Annotated in this window: 19 protein-coding genes; 13 read left to right on the top strand and 6 right to left on the bottom strand. The window is 67.8% G+C overall.

What is annotated here, in order from left to right; all coding sequences use genetic code 11:
- Positions 1 to 54: 54 nt before the first annotated feature.
- From argS to AC3IR9_RS01650, 4 genes are all read left to right on the top strand, one after another.
- Entirely contained in the window at positions 55 to 1743 is a 1689-nt protein-coding gene (gene argS / locus AC3IR9_RS01665; protein WP_489293622.1) for an arginine--tRNA ligase, read from the top strand.
- Positions 1744 to 1761: 18 nt separating this feature from the next.
- Positions 1762 to 2628: an SPOR domain-containing protein gene (locus AC3IR9_RS01660; RefSeq protein ID WP_489293621.1), complete on the top strand. Its 867-nt coding sequence runs from the start codon at positions 1762 to 1764 to the stop codon at positions 2626 to 2628.
- Positions 2629 to 2879: 251 nt separating this feature from the next.
- The gene (locus tag AC3IR9_RS01655) at positions 2880 to 3662 is read left to right on the top strand and encodes a helix-turn-helix domain-containing protein (protein WP_489293620.1); all 783 of its coding nucleotides are present in this window, start codon (positions 2880 to 2882) and stop codon (positions 3660 to 3662) included.
- 71 nt (positions 3663 to 3733) lie between these two features.
- Complete coding sequence (locus AC3IR9_RS01650; protein ID WP_489293618.1) at positions 3734 to 4090, top strand: VOC family protein; 357 nt, start codon at positions 3734 to 3736, stop codon at positions 4088 to 4090.
- Between the two features lie 133 nt (positions 4091 to 4223).
- On the opposite strand, the gene AC3IR9_RS01645 is transcribed toward AC3IR9_RS01650, so the two are convergent.
- Together AC3IR9_RS01645 and AC3IR9_RS01640 are read right to left on the bottom strand one after the other, a co-directional pair.
- On the bottom strand, positions 4224 to 4973 hold the full coding sequence (locus AC3IR9_RS01645) for an SDR family NAD(P)-dependent oxidoreductase (protein ID WP_489293617.1): 750 nt from the start codon (positions 4971 to 4973) through the stop codon (positions 4224 to 4226).
- A 63-nt stretch (positions 4974 to 5036) separates the two neighbouring features.
- Complete coding sequence (locus AC3IR9_RS01640) at positions 5037 to 5504, bottom strand: hypothetical protein (RefSeq protein WP_489293615.1); 468 nt, start codon at positions 5502 to 5504, stop codon at positions 5037 to 5039.
- A gap of 175 nt (positions 5505 to 5679) precedes the next feature.
- Here AC3IR9_RS01640 and AC3IR9_RS01635 point away from each other — a divergent pair, with 175 nt between their 5' ends.
- Positions 5680 to 6150, top strand: coding sequence for a YehS family protein (locus tag AC3IR9_RS01635; RefSeq protein ID WP_489293614.1), 471 nt, complete (start codon positions 5680 to 5682; stop codon positions 6148 to 6150).
- Here AC3IR9_RS01635 and AC3IR9_RS01630 read toward each other — a convergent pair.
- The gene (locus tag AC3IR9_RS01630; RefSeq protein WP_489293612.1) at positions 6125 to 7051 is read right to left on the bottom strand and encodes a LysR substrate-binding domain-containing protein; all 927 of its coding nucleotides are present in this window, start codon (positions 7049 to 7051) and stop codon (positions 6125 to 6127) included. The two genes, AC3IR9_RS01635 and AC3IR9_RS01630, sit on opposite strands and share 26 nt — an antisense overlap.
- Before the next feature lie 112 nt (positions 7052 to 7163).
- On the opposite strand from AC3IR9_RS01630, the gene AC3IR9_RS01625 reads away from it, so the two are divergent.
- Positions 7164 to 8351: an MFS transporter gene (locus tag AC3IR9_RS01625; protein WP_489293611.1), complete on the top strand. Its 1188-nt coding sequence runs from the start codon at positions 7164 to 7166 to the stop codon at positions 8349 to 8351.
- 118 nt (positions 8352 to 8469) lie between these two features.
- Here AC3IR9_RS01625 and AC3IR9_RS01620 read toward each other — a convergent pair whose 3' ends face one another.
- Complete coding sequence (locus AC3IR9_RS01620; RefSeq protein WP_489293610.1) at positions 8470 to 9171, bottom strand: TorF family putative porin; 702 nt, start codon at positions 9169 to 9171, stop codon at positions 8470 to 8472.
- 179 nt (positions 9172 to 9350) lie between these two features.
- Between AC3IR9_RS01620 and AC3IR9_RS01615 the strand changes: the two genes are divergently transcribed.
- Positions 9351 to 9740: a DUF6165 family protein gene (locus tag AC3IR9_RS01615; protein ID WP_489293609.1), complete on the top strand. Its 390-nt coding sequence runs from the start codon at positions 9351 to 9353 to the stop codon at positions 9738 to 9740.
- A 21-nt stretch (positions 9741 to 9761) separates the two neighbouring features.
- On the opposite strand, the gene AC3IR9_RS01610 is transcribed toward AC3IR9_RS01615, so the two are convergent.
- Both AC3IR9_RS01610 and AC3IR9_RS01605 read right to left on the bottom strand, forming a co-directional pair.
- A complete protein-coding gene (locus AC3IR9_RS01610; RefSeq protein ID WP_489293608.1) occupies positions 9762 to 10505 on the bottom strand; it encodes a FadR/GntR family transcriptional regulator in 744 nt (247 codons plus the stop codon).
- A gap of 91 nt (positions 10506 to 10596) precedes the next feature.
- Complete coding sequence (locus tag AC3IR9_RS01605; RefSeq protein WP_489293607.1) at positions 10597 to 13479, bottom strand: TonB-dependent receptor; 2883 nt, start codon at positions 13477 to 13479, stop codon at positions 10597 to 10599.
- Between the two features lie 281 nt (positions 13480 to 13760).
- Between AC3IR9_RS01605 and AC3IR9_RS01600 the strand changes: the two genes are divergently transcribed.
- From AC3IR9_RS01600 to AC3IR9_RS01575, 6 genes are all read left to right on the top strand, one after another.
- Positions 13761 to 15986: a polysaccharide lyase 6 family protein gene (locus tag AC3IR9_RS01600; RefSeq protein ID WP_489293605.1), complete on the top strand. Its 2226-nt coding sequence runs from the start codon at positions 13761 to 13763 to the stop codon at positions 15984 to 15986.
- Complete coding sequence (locus tag AC3IR9_RS01595) at positions 15983 to 18217, top strand: oligoalginate lyase (protein WP_489293604.1); 2235 nt, start codon at positions 15983 to 15985, stop codon at positions 18215 to 18217. Before AC3IR9_RS01600 ends, AC3IR9_RS01595 begins: the two co-directional genes overlap by 4 nt.
- Positions 18214 to 19503, top strand: coding sequence for an MFS transporter (locus tag AC3IR9_RS01590; RefSeq protein WP_489293602.1), 1290 nt, complete (start codon positions 18214 to 18216; stop codon positions 19501 to 19503). The genes AC3IR9_RS01595 and AC3IR9_RS01590 overlap by 4 nt, the downstream gene beginning before the upstream one ends.
- Before the next feature lie 64 nt (positions 19504 to 19567).
- Positions 19568 to 20323: an SDR family NAD(P)-dependent oxidoreductase gene (locus AC3IR9_RS01585; RefSeq protein ID WP_489293600.1), complete on the top strand. Its 756-nt coding sequence runs from the start codon at positions 19568 to 19570 to the stop codon at positions 20321 to 20323.
- A 68-nt stretch (positions 20324 to 20391) separates the two neighbouring features.
- Complete coding sequence (locus tag AC3IR9_RS01580; protein ID WP_489293599.1) at positions 20392 to 21573, top strand: GDSL-type esterase/lipase family protein; 1182 nt, start codon at positions 20392 to 20394, stop codon at positions 21571 to 21573.
- Complete coding sequence (locus AC3IR9_RS01575) at positions 21570 to 22673, top strand: sugar kinase (protein WP_489293597.1); 1104 nt, start codon at positions 21570 to 21572, stop codon at positions 22671 to 22673. Before AC3IR9_RS01580 ends, AC3IR9_RS01575 begins: the two co-directional genes overlap by 4 nt.
- Positions 22674 to 22675 lie beyond the last annotated feature (2 nt).

The following is a 22675-nucleotide window of genomic DNA, read 5'->3' as shown; positions in this document are numbered from 1 at the left end:
CCCCATCTAGGCTAAAATTGCCGATTCCGCCGCTCCAGTCCCAAAGCAGGCCTTGTGAAAAATCTCCTCCGCGCCCTGATCAGCCAAGGCATCGAAGCCTTGCGCGCCAACGGCACTCTGCCGGCCGATACCCTGACCCCGGAATTCGTGGTGGAACGCCCGAAGACCCGTGAGCACGGCGATTTCGCCACCAATGCCGCCATGCTGCTGGCCAAGCCGGCGCGCAGCAACCCGCGCGCCCTGGCCCAGGCGCTGCTGGATGCGCTGCCCAAAAGTACCGATGTGCTGCGCGTTGAGATTGCCGGCCCGGGCTTCATCAATTTCCACCTCGCCCCCAGCGCCTACCAGCGCGAAGCGGCCAGTGTGCTCAAGGAAGGCGCCGATTACGGCCACAACCTGAGCGGCAACGGCCGTACCGTGGGCGTGGAATATGTGTCGGCCAACCCGACCGGCCCGCTGCACGTGGGCCATGGCCGCGCCGCCGCCATCGGCGATTGCGTCGCGCGCCTGCTGGATGCGAACGGCTGGAACGCCAAGCGCGAGTTCTATTACAACGATGCCGGCGTGCAGATCGAGAACCTGGCGCTGTCTACCCAGGCGCGCGCCAAGGGGCTCAAGCCCGACGACGCCGGCTGGCCCGAAGGCGGCTACCGCGGCGATTACATCCAGGACGTGGCCAACGCCTACCTGGCCGGCGCCACGGTGGAGCTGGAAGGCCACGCGGTGGTGGGCGAGCGCGATCCGGACAACCTGGATGGCATCCGCCGCTTCGCGGTGGCCTACCTACGCAACGAGCAGAACCAGGACCTGGCCGCGTTCGGGGTGGATTTCGACATCTACTTCCTGGAAAGCTCGCTGTACAAGGACGGCAAGGTGGAAGAGACCGTCGCCCAGCTGAAGGCGGCCGGCCACACCTATGAGGAAGGCGGCGCGCTGTGGCTGCGCTCCACCGACTTCGGTGACGACAAGGACCGCGTGATGCGCAAGTCCGACGGCACCTACACCTACTTCCTGCCGGACGTGGCCTACCACCTGAGCAAGTGGCAGCGCGGCTATGAGCGCGCCATCACCGAGCTGGGGGCGGACCACCACGGCTCGCTGGCGCGCGTGCGTGCCGGCCTGCAGGCGCTGGACGTGGGCATTCCCCAAGGCTGGCCGGAATACGTGCTGCACCAGATGGTGACGGTGATGCGCGGCGGCGAGGAAGTGAAGCTGTCCAAGCGGGCCGGCAGCTACCTGACCCTGCGCGATCTGATCGAGGAAGCCGGCCGCGATGCGACCCGCTGGTTCCTGATTGCGCGCAAGCCCGATTCGCAGCTGACCTTCGATATCGACCTGGCCCGCCAGCAGAGCAACGACAACCCGGTGTTCTACGTGCAGTATGCGCACGCCCGGGTATGCAGCCTGCTGCGCCAGGGCCAGGAAAAGGGCCTGAGCTACACGCCCACCGAAGGCACGGCTGGGCTGGCGGCGCTGAGCGATGAGGCCTCGCTGTGGCTGATGATTGAAATGTCGCGCTTCCCCGAAGTAGTGGAAGCGGCCGGAATCGCACTGGAACCGCATCTGATCGCGCAGTATCTGCGTGAATTGGCGCATGCTTTCCACACGTGGTATCACGGTACGCAGGTACTGGTGGCTGACGACGCCGAACGCAACGCCAAGCTCACGCTGGCCTGCGCGGCGCGGCAGGTGCTGGCCAATGGTCTGAACGTCCTGGGCGTTTCCGCCCCGGAAAAAATGTAAGCAGTGGAGAAGCAGTAAATGGCAGCACGACGCGGCAAGAGCCAGGCACGGCGCAACAGCAACCAGGGCACGCCGGGATGGGTGTGGCTGGTGGCCGGTGTGGCGATTGCGGCCGTGGTGTTTTTGGCGGCACCGAACCTGTTCAAGAACGACGGCGACGGCTTCCTGCGGGTAGGCCCGCAGCCCAACCCGGATGCACAGCCGGCGCCGGTAAGCGACGCCGAGACCGACGTGGGCGCTGAACTGCCCAAGCCGGGTGCGGCGGCCAAGCCTGCTGAACCGGCCAAGCCGGCGGCCACGCAGTACGACTTCTACACCTTGCTGCCCGGCAAGGAAGTGGAGATGTCCGATGCGGAGCTGGCCGCCAGCGCGCGCGCCGAAGACCAGCGCCGGGCCAAGGCCGAGGCGCAGCGCGCGCAGGCGGCGCTGGAAGGCCGCCCGGCGCCGGCGACCCCGGCAGCCACCAGTACGGCGGCCACTACCTCGCCAAACACCGCGGGCAGGGCGCCACTGCCGGCCCCGGTGACCGAACGCCCGGCGACCACCACTACTGCGGCCACTCCGGCGCAGGTGGCGGCTGCCACGCCGAAGCCGGACGCGCCTGCGGCTACCGCACCGGCAGCCATGGCTGCAGCCCAGCCGGCCGCGAGCAACGTGCGTTACATCCTGCAGGCCGGCGCGTTTGGCGCGTCCGGCGATGCCGAGGCAACCAAGGCCAAGCTGGCGATGATCGGGCTGGCGGCGCGGGTGGAATCGGCGCAGATCAACGGCAAGACGGTGTTCCGGGTGCGCATGGGGCCGTATGGCACCGCAGGCGAGCTGGCCGAAGCCAAGCAGAAGCTGGATGGGACGGGCCTTCAAGCCATGGCGATCAAGGCGCAGTAACGGTGCACCGCACCGTTACGTAGAGCCGACTGTTAGTCGGCGCTCTTGATTGCCGCAGTGGCCCTTGAGCCCTTTGCTTCACCTAGTTGGCCTTGAGCCCTGAAAAAGCCCCGCAATGCGGGGCTTTTTCTTTTTCGATCTGGCGCCCGGATCCCTTCCAGGTAGGCGCCCAGCAGATGGTCTTGCCGGTCTCATGTGGGCCGCCTGAGCGGTCGCGTTCCTCGCCAGCCTCAGTGCGTTATCGTCCGCGCATGCCCTCCCACCCCGATCCTGCCGATACGCCCGACCCTGCCGGTGCCACCGAGCGCTACCGCGAATGGCTGCCGCCGCCCGCGCTGCGCGCTGGTTTCGGCCAGCTGTGGCGCAGCGACCTGCCGCTCGATTTCAGCGGTGATGTGGCGATCCTGCCGGACGGTTGCGTGGACATCCTGTGGCGCGATGGGCAGCTGTTTGCCGTGGGCCCGGATGTGGTGGCCGCGCACCCGCAGCTGACGCCCGGCGCGCAGGTGCTGGGCGCGCGCTTCCGGCCCGGTGCGGCGCGTGGGTGGTTGGGCGTGCCGTTGGTGGAAATGGTCGGTTCGGCGGTGCCGCTGGACGCGATTCTGGGTGCACGCGCGCGGCAGATGGCGGCGCGCTTGAACGCGCTGGGCGACGCCGATGCTCGGCAGGCGCTGTTCGCGCAGTTGCTGGCCGAACTGCCGGGTAATGCGGCCGGGGCGCACCGGGGGGCGGCGCATGTGTTCGCGCAGGTGGGTGCAGGCGATGGCGACCTGGGTGCGGTAGCCACCACGCTGCAGCTGAGCACGCGCAGCCTGCGCCGGTTGTGCCATGAGCAGTTTGGCTACGGGCCGAAGATGCTGGAACGGATTCTGCGGTTGCAGCGCTTCCTGGCGGTGGCGCGGGTGCAGCGCGGTGTTGGGCTGGCCGCATTGGCGGCCGACTGCGGGTATGCCGACCAGGCGCATTTGAGCCGGGAAGCGCGGGCGCTGGCCGGGATGGGCGCGGTGGCGCTGCGGGCGCATCACGCGGGGTGAGTGGCCGTTTTGTTCAAGACGGTGGCATGGGGGCGCGCGAGGATGGGGCTCTTTTCAGCGAGATGCCCCCCATGAGTACCGCAGACGGCAACGACCGCCGCATCGACAACATTGAATTCAACGTGGCCGATATCGCGCGCAGCAAGGCGTTTTACGGGGAGGTGTTCGGGTGGTCGTTCACCGACTATGGCCCGGGGTATACCGAGTTCAATGATGGGCGGCTGTGCGGCGGTTTCACCACCGGCGAGCCAGTGCGGCCGGGTGGGCCGTTGGTGATTGTGTATGCCGACGACCTGGCCGATGCGCAGCGGCGGCTGAAAGCGGCCGGGGCGGTGGTGTGCCGGGAGGCGTTCGATTTCCCGGGTGGACGGCGGTTCCATTTCCGCGATCTGGATGGGTACGAGCTGGCGGTGTGGACGGCCGCCTGACGTAGAGCCGACCGTTGGTCGGCTAGCGGTGACCGTGGGCGTGTTCCGCCCGGGCCATGTGCGAGGAGCAGCCGACCAACGGTCGGCTCTACGCGGCGGGATTGCGCGGCGGCGGGGCAGCGGTGCCGTTTTGTCAGTCGCGGGCTACCTGGAAGCCGGCGAACGACTGGCTTACCGGCATCAGCTCCAGCCGGTTGATGTTGAGGTGCGCCGGCAGGTTGGCGACCCAGAAGATCTGCTCGGCGATGTCCTCGGCGGTCATCGGGTTGGCGCCGGTGTACAGGGTGTCCGAGGCGGCCTGGTTGCCGTGGGTGCGCACGAGGGTGAACTCGGTGGCGGCCATGCCCGGCTCGATGGTGGTGACGCGCACGCCGGTGCCGTGCAGGTCGGCGCGCAGGCCGAGCGAGAACTGGCTGACGAAGGCCTTGGTGCCGCCATAGGCGTTGCCACCCGGGTACGGGTACACGCCGGCCACCGAGCTGATGTTGATGATGGCGCCCTTGCGCGCGACCAGCTGCGGCAGCAGGCGGTGGGTGAGGGTGACCAGCGCGGTGACGTTGGTGTCGATCATGGTGCGCCAGTCGTCGAGCGAGGCGCTTTGGGCCGGGGCGGTGCCCTGGGCCAGGCCGGCGTTGTTGACCAGCAGGTCGATGTCGGCGAAGTCGGCCGGCAGCGCGCCGAGCGCGGCTTCCATGGCGGCGCCGTCGCGCACGTCGAAGACGGCCGCGTGTACGCGCTCGGGACCGTAGGCCTCCACCAGCGGCTGCAGGCGTTCAGCGCGGCGGCCGGTGGCGATGACGCGCCAGCCGGCCTGGGCGAAGCGGTGGACGGCGGCAGCGCCGAAGCCGGAGGTGGCGCCGGTAATGAGAGCGGTACGGGTCATCGGGGGTCTCCGTGGAAATCACGGGTATTTTCGCACCGATGCGGGGGGTATGGGCCGACGCGATCAGCGGATGCGGAACACGCGGGCCTTGGGCAGGTCTTCGTCTACCTGCAGGAACCAGCGGCCGGCGATGCCGGGGACGACCACGATGTCCGGGTTGCTGCGGGTGGCCCGGAGCTTCATCTCGCCCTTGAGCACCTGCCATTGCTGGCCGTTGTCCAGGGTGAACACGGTGCCGGGGGCCCAGCCGGCTACGTCGCCGGTGACCTTGGCGGTGATGGGGCCGTCATCCAGGCCGGGGAACATCGGCGCCGGGGTGGGCATGCCGGCGGCGGCCAGCGGGGCGGCGGCGACCGGCGCGGCCGGGATGCGCGCGTCGGCCTCGCGCAGCAGGCGGTTCAGGGCCTGCAGCTGGGCCGGGCTGAGCCCCACCTGGGACAGTGCCTGGGGGTCCACGCGCTGTTCGATCGCCACATACGGGGTCTGGGCGGCGGCCGTTGCGGCCAGCCACAGCATTCCCACACCCGCCATTACCTGCCACCTGCGCATTGCCTGCTCCACTGCCTGTACGTGCCTGATGGCGGCACTGTGCTTCACTTTCATGGCAGCCAGATGACAGTCCGGCCGGTCGCAGCGGGGCGCGCGCCCGGCACGGGGTAAAATGGCCGCCAGCCGCGCAGCCGCGCCGGCGGTATTGGATGCCCCCATGATCAACAACGATGTACTGCGCAGCCTGCGTTACATGCTCGACCTGAGCGACGGCATGATTGCCGACACCTGTGCCCTGGCCGACCCCGCCTTCGTGGTGGACAAGGCCGATGTGCCGGGCTGGCTGCGCAAGGAAGACGAGGAAGGCTTCGTGGCCTGCGACGATGCGACCCTGTCGCATTTCCTCAATGGCCTGGTGGTGCACTTCCGTGGCCGCGATGAAAGCCAGCCGCTGCGCCCGGTGGAAAAGCGCATCAGCAACAACCTGGTGCTGAAGAAGCTGCGCGTGGCCTTCGAGCTGAAGGACGTGGACATGCACGAGATCTTCGAGGGCGCCGGTTTCCCGGTGTCCAAGCCGGAGCTGTCGGCGCTGTTCCGCCAGGCCGACCACAAGAACTACCGCGCCTGCGGCGACCAGCTGCTGCGTAACTTCCTGAAGGGTCTCACCCTGCGCGTGCGCGCCGCCTGAGACCGCCGGTTGCGCGTGGCTCGGCCTGCGGTGCCACGTGCTGCAGCAGTTCCTGCATGAAGGCCCGCGCCGCTGGCGTGGGCAGGCGTGACCACACCGCATGCACGCGCCGCACGGGCGCGTCCTGGATGGCCACGCAGGCCACGCCGTTGAACCCGGCGGCGATGGCCACCGGTACGATGCCTACCGCCAGCCCTTGCTGGACGAAGCGCTCGATGAGCGACATGTGGTTGATCTCGAACGGCACCCGATGCGGTAGCCCGGCGGCGGCGAAGGCTTCGTCGGTCTGCCGGCGCGCGCCGCTGCCGTATTGGAAGTCCACCAGCGGCAGCTCGGCCAGGGTGGCCAGCGACAGCCGTTTGCGGCTGGCCAGCGGGTGGGTGGGCGGCAGCACGGCGACCATCGATTCTTCGGCGAGCAGGCGGTGGCAGGCGCCGTCGATGGCGGTGCCCGGCGACAGGCCGACCAGGGCTACGTCCACGCGGCGCTCGCGTACGTCTTCCATCAGCACTTCGCTTTTATCCATGCGCAGGCGGAATTCCACCTGCGGGTAGCGCACGTGGAAGGCGGTTAGGCACGCCACCAGGTCCACGGCGGTGAGCGAGGTGATCTGGCCGATGGTGAGGGTGCCGCGCACCTGGCCGGCCACCGCGGCGACGTCTTCGCGCAGGTGGCGCAGCGAATCGAGCACCTGGCGGGCGTGGGTGAGCAGCACCTCGCCGGCCGGGGTGACCCGCACCTGGCGCGGCAGGCGTTCGAACAGGGTGGCCTGCAGTTCTGCTTCGAGGTGGGCGATCTGGTGGCTGAGTGCAGACTGCACCACGTGGCAGCGCGCGGCGGCGCGGGTGAAATTGCGCTCTTCGGCCAGCGCCACGCAGAACTCGAGCTGTTTGAGGTTCACGCCGACATCCCGGTTACCCATCTATTTTTAAGATGCGTTGGATGATAACTATTCATTTCCATCATCGCCTGGTGAGGCGGACACTGGCGTCCCCCTGGAGTCTGGACGCGTCATGACCGCCGATGTACACACCCCGTTGAGCCGCTGGCAGGTGCTGTTGATGGCCTTTGCCACCGGCGTGGCGGTGGCCAGCAATTACTACGCGCAGCCACTGCTGCATACCATCGCCGGCGAGTTCGGGGTGTCGTTCGGGCGTGCCGGGATGCTGGTGACGGCGGCGCAGTTGAGTTACGGCGTGGGCGTGGTGCTGCTGGTGCCGTTGGGCGACATGTTCGAGCGGCGGCGGTTGATCGTGGTGATGTCGCTGTTGTCGGCGGCCGGGCTGGTGGTGAGCGCGCTGAGCCATGAATTTGTGTGGCTGCTGGTGGGCACGGCGATCACCGGGCTGTTTTCGGTGGTGGCGCAGGTGCTGGTGCCGTTCGCAGCGACGCTGGCCAAGCCGGAAGAACGCGGCCAGGTGGTGGGCACGGTGATGAGCGGGCTGCTGCTGGGCATCCTGCTGGCGCGCACGGTGGCCGGGGCGTTGTCGTCGCTGGGCGACTGGCGCTGGGTGTACTGGATGGCGGCCGGCACGCTGGTGCTGACCACCTGGGTGCTGCATCGCAATCTGCCGCGCTTCCACCAGCATGCGGGGTTGGGCTACGGGGCGCTGCTGCGTTCGATCGGCACGTTGTTCGTGCAGGAGCCGGTGTTCCGTTTGCGCACGCTGCTGGGGGCGCTGAGCTTTGCGATGTTCGCGATGTTCTGGACGCCGCTGGCATTCCTGCTGGCGGGCGCGCCGTACCACTACAGCGATGCGACGATCGGGCTGTTCGGGCTGGTGGGCGCGGCCGGAACGCTGGCAGCGGGCGTGGCCGGGCGGATGGCCGACCGCGGCAAGGCGGCGTTGGCGACGACGGTGGCGTTGGTGCTGCTGGCCGCATCATGGTTGCCGCTGGGCTTTTCGGTGCAGTCGCTGGCGGCGCTGGTGGTGGGCGTGCTGGTGCTGGACCTGGCCGCGCAGCTGCTGCACGTGAGCAACCAGAACGTGGTGTTCGCGCTGCGGCCGGAGGCGCGCAACCGGCTCAATGCGGGGTACATGACCGGCTACTTCATTGGCGGGTCGTTGGGGTCGCTGGTATCGGCGCAGGTGTATGGCGCGTATGGCTGGATCGGGGTGTGCGTGACCGGTGCGGGTGTGGCGGCGGTGGCGATGGCGGTGTGGGCGTTTGCGGTGGTGGCGGAAAAGCGGACCGGGTGAGGCCACTTGCCCACTGATGCGGAACCGTAGAGCCGACCGTTGGTCGGCTGCCGTTGCACGCGGTGATGGGACGCCGGTGATCTGTGGGCAGCCGACCAACGGTCGGCTCTACGGGGGATCAGAAGGCGGTTTGCACCGCGAACTCCACGCGTGAACCGGCATTCCCGGGGAACAGGCGCTTGGCGGCGCCGTCGGTGTCGTGCGCGGTCAGGCGCAATTCCCATGGGCCATGCACCGTCCAGATCGCGCTGAGTTGGCCGTGCAGGTAGTCATCGCCCTGTGCGCTGGCCAGCCAGTAACGGCCCACCGCGCCTTCCAGCCGCCATTGCGCGCCCAGCGGCAGCCGCGCGCCGAGCTGCGCGTAGGTGCCCGCGTGCCCGCCGGCCAGCGCGTCATCGGAGATACCCACCTGCAGCCAGTAGCGCTGCTGCCAGGTGAGGGTGCTGTTGAACTCGGTCCAGTCCAGATCCACATGGCTGGACGGGTAGAGGTAGCGGGTGAGGTTTACGTCCAGCGCCCAGTTCTGGCTGAGCGCCCCGCCCCACCCGGCCACCACGTCGAACTCGCTGCGGGCGCCGTTGTCCGGCTGGAACGACACCCCTGAACCCCAGGCCGAGGCGTACCAGCCGCTGTCGCTGCTGAGTTTGACCCCCGCCTGTGCGGCCGGGTCCCCATCGCTCTGCGAGCTGCCGCGCCACACATAATCGGAGGTGAGCGTTGCATTGCCTTCCACTGCGGCCGAGGCCGCGCCACTGATCGCCAGGCCCAGCAGCAGCACGCTGCCGCGGCGCGCGATGCGCCGGTTTGTATGTTCAACCACCACGTTTGCCACTCCATCGGACGGCGGCGCCGTCGAGGTGCGCAGTGTTCCTGCTGGCAGCGTAAAGCTGCGAGGGCGAGCAGGGCTGAACCGCGCAAATTTCGCGTAAATCCTGCGTCGCGGCCCGGCTACGGGGGCCGCGCTATCATGGCCGCTCTGACCCTGTTGCGAGTAATGGCGTGGACGCGATCCTGACCCCGGTGTCGATTGGCGAGCTGATCGACAAGATCACCATCCTGGAAATCAAGGCCGAGCGCATCCGCGATGCGGGCAAGAATGCCAACGTGCGCAAGGAACTGGATGGCCTGTGGCCGTTGTGGCAGGCGCAGCTGGCGACCCAGCCGGGGCTGGAGGCGCTGAAGACCCAGCTCAAGGCGATCAACGTGCGCATGTGGGACATCCAGGACCAGTTGCGCGACAAGGAAGCGGCGCAGGTCTTCGACGATGCGTTCATCCAGCTGGCGCGCGGGGTGTACGGCACCAACGGCGAGCGGGTGAAGGTGAAAAACGAGATCAACCGTATCGCCGGCTCTGCGCTGGTGGAAGAAAAGCAGTACCAGGGCGAGTAACCCGCCCTGCCCGCGCCGGGCTCAGTGCCCGGTGGCGGCCATGAAGCGTTCGCGATCCTGCTGGGTGCGCCGGCGGATTTCAGCCAGGGCTTCGTTCTCGGTGGCTTCCAGCATCGATTCAAACAGGCGCTGGAAGTGGTTGCGCATGGCCGTGCGCGCGCCGGCCGGGTCGCGCTGGCGCAGCGCGTCGAGGATGGCGGTGTGTTCGTCGTCGCGGGTGTCATCGTCGTTGTGGCAGACGTTGGCGTAGACCTGCCGGACCCGCGGCAGCTCGTTGCGCATCCGCCAGATCAGCTGCACGCAGTGCTCCACCACCGGGTTGCCGGCGATCCGCGCGATGGTCAGGTGGAACTGGCGGTCGGCCTCGCTGGCGGCCGCTTCGCCCGAGGCCGGGTCGACCATGGCCGCGATCAGGCCCTCCAGCAGGTCCACTTCGGCATCGGTGATGCGGCTGGCGGCCATGGCCGCCGCCTCGGCCTCGATCACCGCGCGGGCGGCGGTGAGGTCGAAGGCGGACACGTCCGGCAATGCCCCCGGTACCTGCGACGGGCGGGCCTTCACATACACGCCCGAACCGGTCTTGATGGTGATCAGGCCCTGCGCTTCCAGCGCGATTTCCGCCTCACGCACGGTGACCCGGCTGACGCCGAGGCGTTCGGCCAGGTCACGCTCGCCGGGCAGGCGCGAGCCCGGCGGGAATTCGCCCTTCTCGATCAGCGCGACGATTTCGGCGGCAATGGACTGGTAGAGACGGGGTTCGGACATCATCAAAGGCCTGGCTGTACGGTGGCTGGGAACCGACATGCGGCCCGCGCCCGGAGAGTGCGGCGCGACCCTCAGGCCACGCCGCCCTGCCTCAGAAGCGGTAACGCACGCCGAGATAATACCGCCGCCCGTAGGTGGTGTACTCACGGAAGCTGCCCAGGATGGGCATATCCGATACGCGCGGCTCGTCGGTGAGGTTGCTGGCCGACAGCGAGAGCGACAGGTGTTTGTTCACCTTGTAGGTCGCGCGGAAGTCGAGCGAGCCATTGTCGCGCACGTAGCGGTTCTGCGAAGGGTCGCCGACAAACTGCTGGTAATAGTCGGAGCGGTACTTGTAGATGGCCTGCAGGTCCAGCTTGCCCAGGCCCCAGTACACCTGGGCCGACGCCACGTGCTTGGACAGGCCGAAGATGTTGGCCGGCTCGACGATGCCGGGGGTGACGATGCCGGTGGCCGGGTCGGTGGACTCGCCCAGGCGCAGGTCTTCGGTCTTGAAGTTGGAATGGGCGTAGTTGTAGCTGGCTTTCACGCCCAGCCCGGAGAAGATCCCCGGCAGGTAGGAGAAGGCATGCGAGCCGGTCAGTTCAAACCCGACCAGGTCGCTCTTCTGGTCGCTGGTGGCCAGCTGCTCCACCGGCACGGTCACGCTTTCGCCGTCGATATCGAAGGTTTCGCCCACCACCACCGGCACCGAGCCGCCGTTGAACTGCTTGTAGTAGATGGCGGTGGCCAGCATGGTGTCGGCGTTGGCGTACCACTCCAGCGAGACATCGGCATTCCAGGACATCAGCGGCTTGGCGCGCGGGTTGCCGGTGGCGGTGATGCTGCGCAGTGCATCGCCGACGTTGTTGAACTCGGTATCCACGTCATCCAGGTTGAAGCTGCGGCCATAGCCTTCGGCGGCCAGGTCCGGGCGCGACATGGCCCGGTAGGCGCCGACGCGCAGCAGCAGGTCCGGGCGCAGCTCGAAGGCGGCGTTGAAGCTGGGCAGCCATTGGTCGTTGCTGGACTTGAGCACCTGGCGGGTGAAATCGCCGGTGGGCCGCAGGGTCACGGTGCCGTCGGGGTTGTTGGTCACATCCATGCCGCTGCGCAGGCCGACCGAACGCACGTCGGTACGCACCCAGCGCAGGCCGATGTTGCCGGTGACCGGCAGGCCGAACCATTCGCTGCTGTAGTCGCCCATGAAGTAGACCGCGCTGGTCTTCTCGGTGACATCGTTGTTGGCCGGGTCGCGCAGGTCCGCGCTCAGGCCGGTGTCGTCCACGCCGGTGAAGGCATTGAACAGGCAGCGGCTGTCGAAGCTGGCCCACTGGTCGATGGTGTTGCCGCTGGCGTTGGCCAGGAAGTCATCCTGCGGGAATTCCTGCCGGCAGGCACGGTTGGCCGCACGGATCGCGGCGACATTGGTGGTGGTGATGTCGTTGGTGTCGGTGAAGTCGGTATAGGTCGCTTCGGACCGGCGCAGGCCGCCCTTGAGTGCGGTGAAGAAGCCACTTTCCGGGGTAAACGCCGCATCGAAACGCTGCGCGCGGATGGTGTGCTCACGGGTCTGCTGGCGACGGCGGACCAGCGCCGAGTCGGTGAAGTTGTCCGGGTTGTTCACATCGAACGCCGGATCCAGGTAGATGCTGGGCACATCGCCGCTGTAGTCGTAGGTGTAGTCGACATAGCGGGTGTTCTTGATGCCGCCCACCGGGTTGCCGTTGACGTCGGTACGGCCGGCGCGCAGGCGGGTGGAGCGCTCGATCTGGTCGCGCAGGGTGTTGGAGTAGGACAGGTCGGTGGACAGGGTCCAGGCCGGGGTCGGGCGGAACACCACGTTGAGGCCGCCACCGGTGTATTCCTCCTTGCGCTCCAGGAAGTTGCCGGTGGAATCCACCGTGGTGCTGCCGGTGTGGTGCAGCAGCGCGCCGTCATCGCTGACCACGCGGTTGTTGAGGTTGCGCATCATCGAGGACAGCGACAGGTCCGAGCGGTCTTCGGTGTAGTCGCGCTTGGAGTGCTGGTAGTCCAGGTTGACCTCGACCGCGTCGCTGGGTCGCCACTGCAGCGCGGCGAACTGTGAGTCGCGCTTGTCGTGTTCGATGAACTGGCGGTAGATGCGGCTGCTGGGCACCAGGTAGTACGGCGTGCCGTCGGCCACCTGCTTGCCGTTGACGGGGGTGCAGTTGCGCGTGGCACCCACCACTTCGCCACCATCGCAGGCCACCCAGGTGGAGCTGCTGGAGAACATTTCTTCCGGGTTGCTGCCCTGCAGCGCCTGCACGCCGACCGACACGCCGAGCTTGCCGGCCGCGCCCATGTCGAACTGGTCGATGTAGCTGGCGGTACCGCGCCAGCCCACGCCGTCCTTGTCCTTGAGGCGGTCGTCGTAGTCCTGCCAGGTGCCGCGGCCGTCGAGCTGGAAGGTGCGCTTGCCGTATTCGAGCGGCTTGACGGTTTCCATGTTGACCGTGCCGGCCACGCCACCTTCGACGAAGTCGGCGCGCTGGGTCTTGTAGATGGCCACGGTGTTGATGAGTTCGGACGGGAACTGGTTGAAGTTCACCGAGCGGTCGCCACTGCCGTTGGTGGCCTCGCGGCCGTTGAAGGTGGACGAGCCGAGGAACGGGCCGAGACCACGGATCGAGATTTCCGACGCGCCGCCCTTCTCGCGATGGGTGGAGGCGCCGGTGATGGTTTCGATGGCTTCACCGATCGACAGCGCCGGCAGGTCGCCGATGTCCTCGGCCGAGAGCACGTCGGAGACCACGGTCTCCTCGCGCTTCTTGTCGATGGAGGTCTGGATGGTGCCGCGCGTGCCGGTCACCTGGACCTGGTCCAGGGTGGTGGCCTGCGCGGGCGGGGCTTGGGCATCCTGCGCATGGACGTGCGGCACGGCCGCAGTGGTGCACAGGACAAACATCAGCGCGGTATGCAGCGCGGTGGGGCGAAGGCCTCGTGGCGAGGCCGTGCGGCGGTCATGCAACATCGTGATCTCCCTCCCAGGATGGATCGTCCGAATACACGGATTCGATCCGGAAGATTCACGGTTACTGGACCAATGTCAATGAATTGGTACTAAAGTCTACCCCGGTGATCTACCTAGACCACTTTGCGCGAATTTAATGTGCGGGTGCAGCAGGAATCTGCGCAACAGGCCAACCAGATGCACCTAAAGTGGTATGCGATTGTGGTTGACGACTGCCGCGCACGACCTGTTACGATCCAGATTCGCGTTGAACGCCACGGTTGATCTGGGAGGGTAAGCCTGTGACTTTGCACCACTCGTATGCGCTGCAGGCGCTGCGTCCATTGGCAACAGCACTGTCGCTCGGGCTCGCGCTGGGCACAGTGCCCGCATTCGCGGCCGACCACCTGGTACACGACGCGGCCGGCTACGCGCAGGCAACGAAAGCGCTGAAACCGGGCGACACGGTGATCCTGGCCGACGGCATTTGGCGCGACATGGACCTGCTGCTGACGGGTACCGGCACAATTGGTCAACCAATTAAGCTGACGGCACAGACCCCCGGCCAGGTGATCCTGAGCGGGCAATCGCACCTGCGGATGGCCGGGGCCTACCTGGAGGTCTCCAATCTTGTCTTCCGCGATGGCTGGGCGCCGGGCGGCGAGGTGGTGTCGTTCCGTACCTCGTCCAAGGCCTGGGCCACCCACAGCCGGGTGACGGGCGTGGTCATCGACGGCTACAACAAACCGGACCGCCAGCAGAGCGACAACTGGGTGGCGATGTACGGCCAGCACAACCGCTTCGACCACAACCAGCTGATCGGCAAGACCAATGCCGGCACCACCCTGGTGGTGGTGCGCAATGCCACCAGCGGGTTGGACAACCGCCACCGTATCGACCACAACTGGTTCGGCCCGCGCCCCAACCTGGGCAGCAATGGCGGGGAAAGCATGCGCGTGGGCACCAGCCACGATTCGCAGTCCGATTCCAATACGGTGGTGGAGAACAACTGGTTCGAGCATTGCGACGGCGAGGTGGAGGTCGTCTCCAACAAGTCCGGCGGCAATCTGTACCGGGGCAACGTGTTCTTCGAATCGCGCGGGTCGCTGGTGCTGCGCCACGGCCACGGCAACGTGGTGGAGCGCAATGTGTTCCTGGGCAACGGCAAGCCGCACAGCGGCGGGGTGCGGGTAATCAACCGCCGCCAGACCGTGCGCGACAACTACTTCGAGAAGCTCGCCGGCGACAACTTCGCCGCCGCGCTGGCGGTGATGGCCGGTACCCGCGACGCGCCGTTGAACCGCTACGAGCAGGTGGCCGACACGGTGATCGAGCGCAACAGTTTCATCGGCGTGCGCCAGCTGTTCCTGGGCGCGGGCCTGGATGAGGAGCGCAATGCGATGCCGGTGGACAGCCGTATCGCCGGCAATCTGTTCATCGGTGAGGACGGGCGCGAGCTGCTGCGCACGCAAGGCGACCTGTCCGGCATCACCTTCAGCGCGAACGTGCAGAGCCCGGCCGTGTCGCCGGGCTTTCCCGCTGGCGTTGACGCACGCGCGGTGACCTTGCAGCGCGCGGCCAATGGGCTGCAGTACCCGCTGGAAACCATCGCCGCCGGCGCGCCGCGCGACCTGGCCCCGATTGCACGCGAGCAGGTGGGCGTGGCCTGGTACCCGAAGGCGCAGGCGCTTGCCACGCTCGACAGCGGCAAGGTGCGCACGGTGGCCCCGGGCGAGGACACCCTCACCCGCGCCCTGGCCGCCAGCGCGCCGGGCGACCAGCTGCAACTGCAGCGCGGCCAGTACCGGGTGAACCAGGTGCTGGAGGTGAACCACCCGTTGAGTGTGATCGGCCCCAAGGCCGGCCATGCCAGCCTGCAGTTCTCGCGCCCTACCCTGTTTGCGATCCGCGCGGGCGGCTCGCTGAAGCTGTCGAGGCTGGATATCGACGGCGCGCTGGCCCCGGATGCGGCCGGCAATGCGGTGGTACGCATCGCGCCGGGCAGCCAGGCCTTCAACTACACGTTGTTGATCGAGCACAGCCGCATCCATGGCCTGACTGCGAACAAGGCCTTCGACGTGGTCAACGCCGGCAAGGGCAGCCTGGCCGCGCAGATCGCCGTTACCCACACGGTGGTGGAAGACATCAGCGGCAGCGTGATTTCAGCGGCCGCCGAAACCGACGACCTTGGCACCTACAACGCCGAACAGGTGGACGTGCTGGATTCGCGTTTCGCGCGGATCGGCGGGCCGCTGTTGACGCTGTACCGCGGCGGCACCGATGAAAGCACCTTCGGCCCGTCCCTGCAGATGCGGCGCAACCAGCTGGACCAGGTGGGCGTGGCCGATGACACCAGCCTGCGCCTGCAGGGCGTGCAACAGGCGACCCTGGCCGACAACCGCTTCGCACGCAGCGGCCGCGTGCGCTTCAGCCATCGCGTGGGGGAGCCCCACCTGCGCGTGCGCGACAACGTACTGACCGCCACTGCGGCGATGCAGTCCGATACCCCAGCCGAGACGTTGCCATGACCCGTTCCACGCCCCTGATGCTGCTGCTGGCCGCGTCCTTCAGCGCTGCCCTGCTGCCCGTTGCCGATGCCGCGCCGGCCAGTGCGCAGCAGCCGGCCGCCGCCGACAGCGCCCCGGTACTGGTCACCGCCGCACAGTGGCAGCAGATGCGCAGCGACGGTGCCCGCTACCCGGTGTTCAACCAGGAACAGCAGCGCGCCGAACGCCTGGTACGCGGCATGATGAAGGCCGGCATCGATGTGCCGGTGCCCAAGGACAAGGGCGGCGGTTACACCCACGAACAGCACAAGCGCAATTATCAGGCCCTCCAGGCCGCCGGCGCGCTGTACCGGCTGACCGGCGACAAGGCGTATGCCGACTACGCGCGCGACGTGCTGCTGGCCTACGCCAAGCTCTACCCCGGGCTGGGCGCGCACCCGCAGGGCCGCGGGCAGATTCCCGGCCGGCTGTTCTGGCAGACGCTCAACGATTCGGTGTGGCTGGTGAGCGCGGTGCAGGGCTATGACGCGATCCGCGACAGCCTGAGCACGGCCGACCGCAAGACCATCGACGATGGTGTGTTCCGGCCGATGGCCGACTTCCTGAGCGGCACGCCGGAAAATTTCGACAAGATCCACAACCATGCCACCTGGGCGGTAGCGGCGGTGGGCATGACCGGCTACGTGCTGCGCGACCCGGCCTATGTGGACAAGGCCCTGAAGGGCAGCAAGCGCGATGGCAGTGCCGGTTTCCTCAAGCAGGTGGACCAGCTGTTCTCGCCGGACGGCTATTACGAAGAAGGCCCGTACTACCAGCGCTATGCGCTGGCGCCGTTCATCCTGTTTGCCAACGCAATCGAGCGCAACGCGCCGCAGCAGGGCATCTTCAAGCGCCGCGACGGGGTGCTGTTGAAGGCGGTGGATGCACTGGTGCAGAGCAGCTACGGCGGCTACTTCTTCCCGATCAACGACGCCATCCTGGACAAGGGCCTGGACACCGAAGAACTGGTGGCGGGGATCGACATTGCCTACGCACAGACCGGCGATGCGCGCCTGTTGTCGGTGGCCAGGCAACAGAAGCGCGTGCTGCTGTCGCCGGAGGGCCTGCAGGTGGCCCAGGCGCTGGCGCAGGACAAGGCCAAGCCGTTCGCGTTCGTGCCCACGCTGCTGCGCGATGGCCCTGACGGCACCGAGGGTGCGCTGGCAATCCTGCGTATGAACGGTGCCGATGGCCAGGCGCTGGTAATGAAGAATACCAAGCAGGGCATGGGCCACGGCCACTTCGACAAGCTCAACTGGCTGTTCTACGACAACGGCCAGCGGGTGGTGACCGATTACGGCGCGGCCCGCTTCCTCAACATCGAGGCCAAGGCCGGTGGCATCTACCTGCCCGAGAACAACAGCTGGGCACGCCAGACCCTCGCGCACAACACGCTGGTGGTGAACGAACAGAGCCACTTCGGCGGTGACTGGAAGAAGGGCCAGCCGCTGGCGCCGACGCCGCTGCTGTTTGCGGTGAACGATGACACCCAGATTGCCTCGGCGCGCATGGACGGCGCCTACGACGGGGTCAGCTTCACCCGGACCCAGGCGCTGCTGTCGCACCCCGCGCTGGGCCTGCCGGTGGTGCTGGACCTGCTGCGCGTCACCGGCAGCAAGGCCGCGCGCTACGACCTGCCACTGCACTTCAATGGCCACATCATGGAGGTGGGCTTCAAGAGCCAGTCGGCGGTGGCCAGCCGCCCGGTGCTGGGCAAGGCCAACGGCTATCAGCATGTGTGGGTGGACGCCGCCAGCGAGCCCAGCAGCGAAGCACGCCGCCTGACCTGGCTGCTGGACGGGCGCTTCTACACTTACCGCTTCGCCAGCACCGCGCCGTCGCGGGCGTTGATCGGCGAGAGCGGCGCCAACGATCCGTCCTTCAACCTGCGCCGTGAACCGATGCTGCTGCAGCGTGTGGATGGGCAGGCCGCCACCACCTTCTATGGTGTGCTGGAGCCGCATGGCCAGTACGACGGCACCGCCGAAACCGTGCGCGGGGCCAACAGCCGCATCGATGCGATCGCGCACTACCGGGGCACCGACGCCGATGTGCTGGTGCTGACCCTGGCCGGCGGCAAGCAGCTGGCGCTGGGCATCGCCGATGATCCCTCCAAGGGTGGCGCGCACGAGGTCAGCGGCGGTGGCCAGCGCTGGCGCTGGGACGGCGGCTGGAAGCGTTTTGACACCGCCAGTGGCAAGGATGGCAAATGAAGGTCACCACACAAGCACGTACGTACGTGCGCTGGCTGATTGTCGGGTTGATCGCGGTGGCCACGGTCATCAACTACATCGACCGCAACGCGTTGGCGGTGATGTGGCCGCAGATTTCCAAGGACGTGGGCGCCACCAAGGAAGACTACGCGCTGCTGGTGACGGTGTTCATGCTGTTCTATGCGGCCGGGCAGTTCGTGTTTGGGCGGTTGTTCGACATCATCGGTACGCGCATGGGGTTTGCGTTGTCGATCGCGGTGTGGTCGATCTCCATCGCGCTGCATTCGGTCACCCACTCGATCCTGTCCTTCAGCCTGGTGCGCGCGATGCTGGGCATCAGCGAGGCCGGCGCATGGCCGGGGGCGGTGAAGGCCAATGCCGAGTGGTTCCCGGCGCGCGAGCGGGCGCTGGCACAGGGCGTGTTCAATGCCGGCGCGTCCATCGGCGCGATCATCTCCGCGCCGTTGATCGCGGTGCTGTTCCTGTGGCTGGGCTGGCGCGGCACCTTCATCCTGATCGGTGCGATCGGCTTCATCTGGTTGCTGCCGTGGCTGATCATCTACCGCGCCGGGCCGGACAAGCACCCGTGGGTGAGCGCGGCAGAGCGTGCGTTGATCCTGGATGCGCCCGCCGAAGCACCGGCCGTGCCCAAGGCCGAGTACGTCCCCACTGTGCGCCAGCTGCTGAGCCATCGGCAGACCTGGGGCATCCTGATTTCGCGGTTTTTCCTGGACCCGATCTGGTGGCTGTTCGTGTCGTGGCTGCCGATCTACCTGGCCGACACCTTCGGCTTTGACATCAAGCAGATCGGCATCTTCGCCTGGGTGCCCTACGTGGGCGCGATGATCGGCAGCCTGGGCGGCGGCTGGTTGTCCGGGCGCCTGATCGGCGCCGGCTGGAGCGTGGACCGCGCGCGCAAGGTAGTAGTCACCCTGGGTGGGGCCATCATGGCCCCGGCCCTGCTGGGCGCGGTGCTGGCCACCGACCCGATGTGGGCGGTGGTGACCATTGCCTTTGTGCTGCTGGGCTTCCAGATCGCCATCGGCAACATCCAGACCCTGCCCGGCGACATCTTCAGCGGCAAGTCGGTGGGCTCGCTGGCCGGGCTGGGCGGCATGGCCGCGGTGGCCGGCACGCTGATCACCACCTGGCTGGTGCCGGTGATGACCCGTGAATCCTACGCGCCGATTTTCATCCTGGTGGCCGCACTGGTACCGGCCTCGCTGCTGGCGTTGTGGCTGGTCACCGGCCGCGTCGAAAAGATCGACGGCCCGGTGTCGCGTTGAGCCACGGCCCGCACTCCTTTCGTTCCACCCATCCGTTTTCCCCCACGCATCACTGGAGTTTTTCATGACCCAATTCAACAACAAGGTGGCCATCGTCACCGGCGGCGGCCGTGACATCGGCCGCGAGATTTCCCTGCAGCTGGCTGCCGCTGGCGCCAAGGTGTGCATCAACTACGCCAACGACGAGGCCAGCGCGCAGGAAACCCTCAAGCTGGTGCAGGCCGCCGGTGGCACCGCCATCGTGCACCGCGCCGACGTCACCGATGCCGCCGCGGTGGCCGGGCTGGTGGCGGCCACGCAGGTGGCCTTCGGCGATCGCATCGATGTGCTGGTGAACGTGGCCGGCGGCATGGTCCAGCGTCGTCCGCTGGCCGAGATCGACGAGGCCTTCTTCCACAAGGTGATGGACCTCAACATGAGCTCGGTCTACCTGACCACGCACGCGGTGGTGCCGCACATGGGCGAGGGCGGTGCGATCGTGAACTTCGCCTCGCAGGCCGGCCGCGATGGCGGTGGCCCCGGCGCGGCGATCTATGCCACGGCGAAGGCGGCGGTGATGACCTTCACCCGCGCCATGGCCAAGGAACTGGGCCCGCGTGGGATCCGCGTCAACGCGCTGTGCTGCGGGATGATCGCCACCCGCTTCCACGATGAATTCACCAAGCCGGAAGTGCGCACCGCCGTGGCCGGCAATACCCCGCTGCGCCGCCAGGGCCGCCCGGAAGAAGCCGCAGCGACCGCGGTGTACCTGGCCTCCGATGCGGCCGGCTTCATCACCGGTGCCAACGTGGACGTCAACGGCGGCACGTACTTCTCCTGAGTTTGCGTTTCACCGATTACCTGTTTCACCGATTACCTGTTCCACCCTGACCGCCTGGGAGGGCCGCCATGTTGCGCTGGATCACTGCAGTTACCTTTGCACTTGCCACCAGCGCCGCAGCGCTGCCCGTCCAGGCCCAGGTATGGGTGCCGGCGTGGACCGCCTCGCCGGCACCGGACCGCCTGGACGGTACCCCCGATGCCCCGGTGCAGTTTGCCAACCAGACCGTACGCCAGGACATGCGCCTGGCCAGTTCGGCCACGGCCCTGCGCTTTCGCATCAGCAATGAACTGGGCGATGCGCCGCTGACCATCGGCGGCGCATCTGCACAGCGCACCGGCACGGCCACGCCGGCCAAGCTGGTCACTTTCAATGGCCGCAGTGCCGTGGTGGTGCCGGTGGGTGCCGCGCTGCTCAGCGACCCGGTGGCGATGACGGTGCCGGCGCTGGCCGACGTATCGCTCACCGTGTACTTCCCCGAGGCAACCCGCCCCGCCGTGCGCCGCACCGCGCTGCGCATCGCCGAGGGCCGCCACGCCGAGGTCGGCGACAAGGTCAAACTGGCCTACCGGCAGAACATCGTCTCGGCGGTGCTGGCCGAACGCAGTGGCAAGCCGATCGTGGTGGTCGCGCTGGGCGACTCCATCACCGAAGGCGCCACCGCCACCCGCGGCAGCAACGGCGACTGGCCGGCGCTGCTGGCCACCCGCCTGCAGCAGGCCTGCCCGGACCAGGTGGTGGTGGTCAATGCCGGCATCAGCGGCAACAAGGTGATGGACCACGGCCGCAGCCACAGTGCGCTGGCGCGGCTGGACCGCGACGTGATCGCCTTGCCGAACGTGGACCGGGTGATCGTGTTTGAAGGCATCAACGATATCCGCCACGACGGCGGCACCCCGCCCGTCGCCGGCCGCAATGCCGAGGACATGGTGCTGGGCTACCGGCAGATCGCCGAGCGCCTGCACGGCAATGGCATCACCGCCCTTGCCGCCACCCTCACCCCGTTCGGTGGCTCGGACCGCTACGAGCCCCTGTCGGCCGCCACCCGCACCACGCTCAATACCTGGATGCGCGGCGGGCGCAGCGGCTACGACGCGCTGATCGACTTCGACGCGATCCTGCGTGATCCGTCCAACCCGGAGAACCTGCCCGAGGACATCACCCGCGACCACCTGCACCCCAACGATGAAGGCTACCGGCGCATGGCCGCCGGCATCGACCTGGGCCTGCTGGGGTGCAAGGCACGATGAGCACGCAGCAGTTTGCGCTGGCAGCCTCCGCTGGCCAGCGCTGGGACGCGCTGGCGCTGGGCGAAGTGATGCTGCGCTTCGACCCCGGCGAGGGCCGGGTGCGCAACGCGCGCCAGTTCAACGTGTGGGAAGGGGGCGGCGAGTACAACGTGGCGCGTGGCCTGTGCAGCACCTTCGGCCACCGCAGCGGCGTGCTGACCGCGCTGCCGCGCAACGAACTGGGCGCATTGGCCCGGCAGCTGATCCAGGCCGGCGGCGTGGACGGCAGCCAGATCGTCTGGCGCGATTACGATGGCATCGGCCGCACCACGCGGATGGGGCTGAACTTCACCGAGCGCGGCTTCGGCGTGCGTGCGCCGTTGGGTGTGTCCGACCGCGCGTACTCGGCCGCCTCGCAGTTGCGCCCCGACGAGTACGACTGGGACGCGTTGTTTGCCACGCACGGGGCGCGCTGGCTGCATACCGGCGGCATCTTCGCGGCGTTGTCCGAACACAGCGCGCAGACCGCGATTGCCGCCGCCCGGGCCGCGCGCCGGCATGGCGTGGCGGTGTCCTACGACCTCAACTACCGCGCCAGCCTGTGGAACAGCCACCCCGACCCGGACGCGGCGCGCCACGCCAACTGCGCCATCGCCGCCGAATGCGACCTGCTGGTGGGCGACGAGTATTCCTTCGCCGCATGCCTGGGCATGGACCTGGCCGACCTGGGCAAACGCGCCACGCCGATGGACGTGGGCCCGGCCGATGCGGCCGCGCAGCGTGCGTTGCAGCGCTTCCCCAACCTGCAGGCGGTGGCGTTCACCCTGCGCGATGCCAGCAACGCGGCACGCAATGGCTGGGCCGGTGCGCTGCGCACCCGTGAGCGGCTGTTTGTGTCCGACGCGCGCGAGGTGGACCTGCTCGACCGCGTCGGCGGCGGCGATGCGTTCGTGGCCGGGGTGGTGCACGCACTGCTGGAAGGTAAGGGCGAGCAGGCAGCGGTGGACCTGGGTGCCGCGCACGGAGCACTGGCGATGTCCACGCCGGGCGATACCGCCTGTGCGAGCCTGGAGGAAGTAGAAGCGGTGGCGCGGGGTGACGGAGCCGCCGCGCGGCGCTGATG

The organism is Stenotrophomonas sp. GL_101, from assembly GCF_057835675.1.
This window is presented reverse-complemented; position numbering and strand designations above follow the sequence as displayed.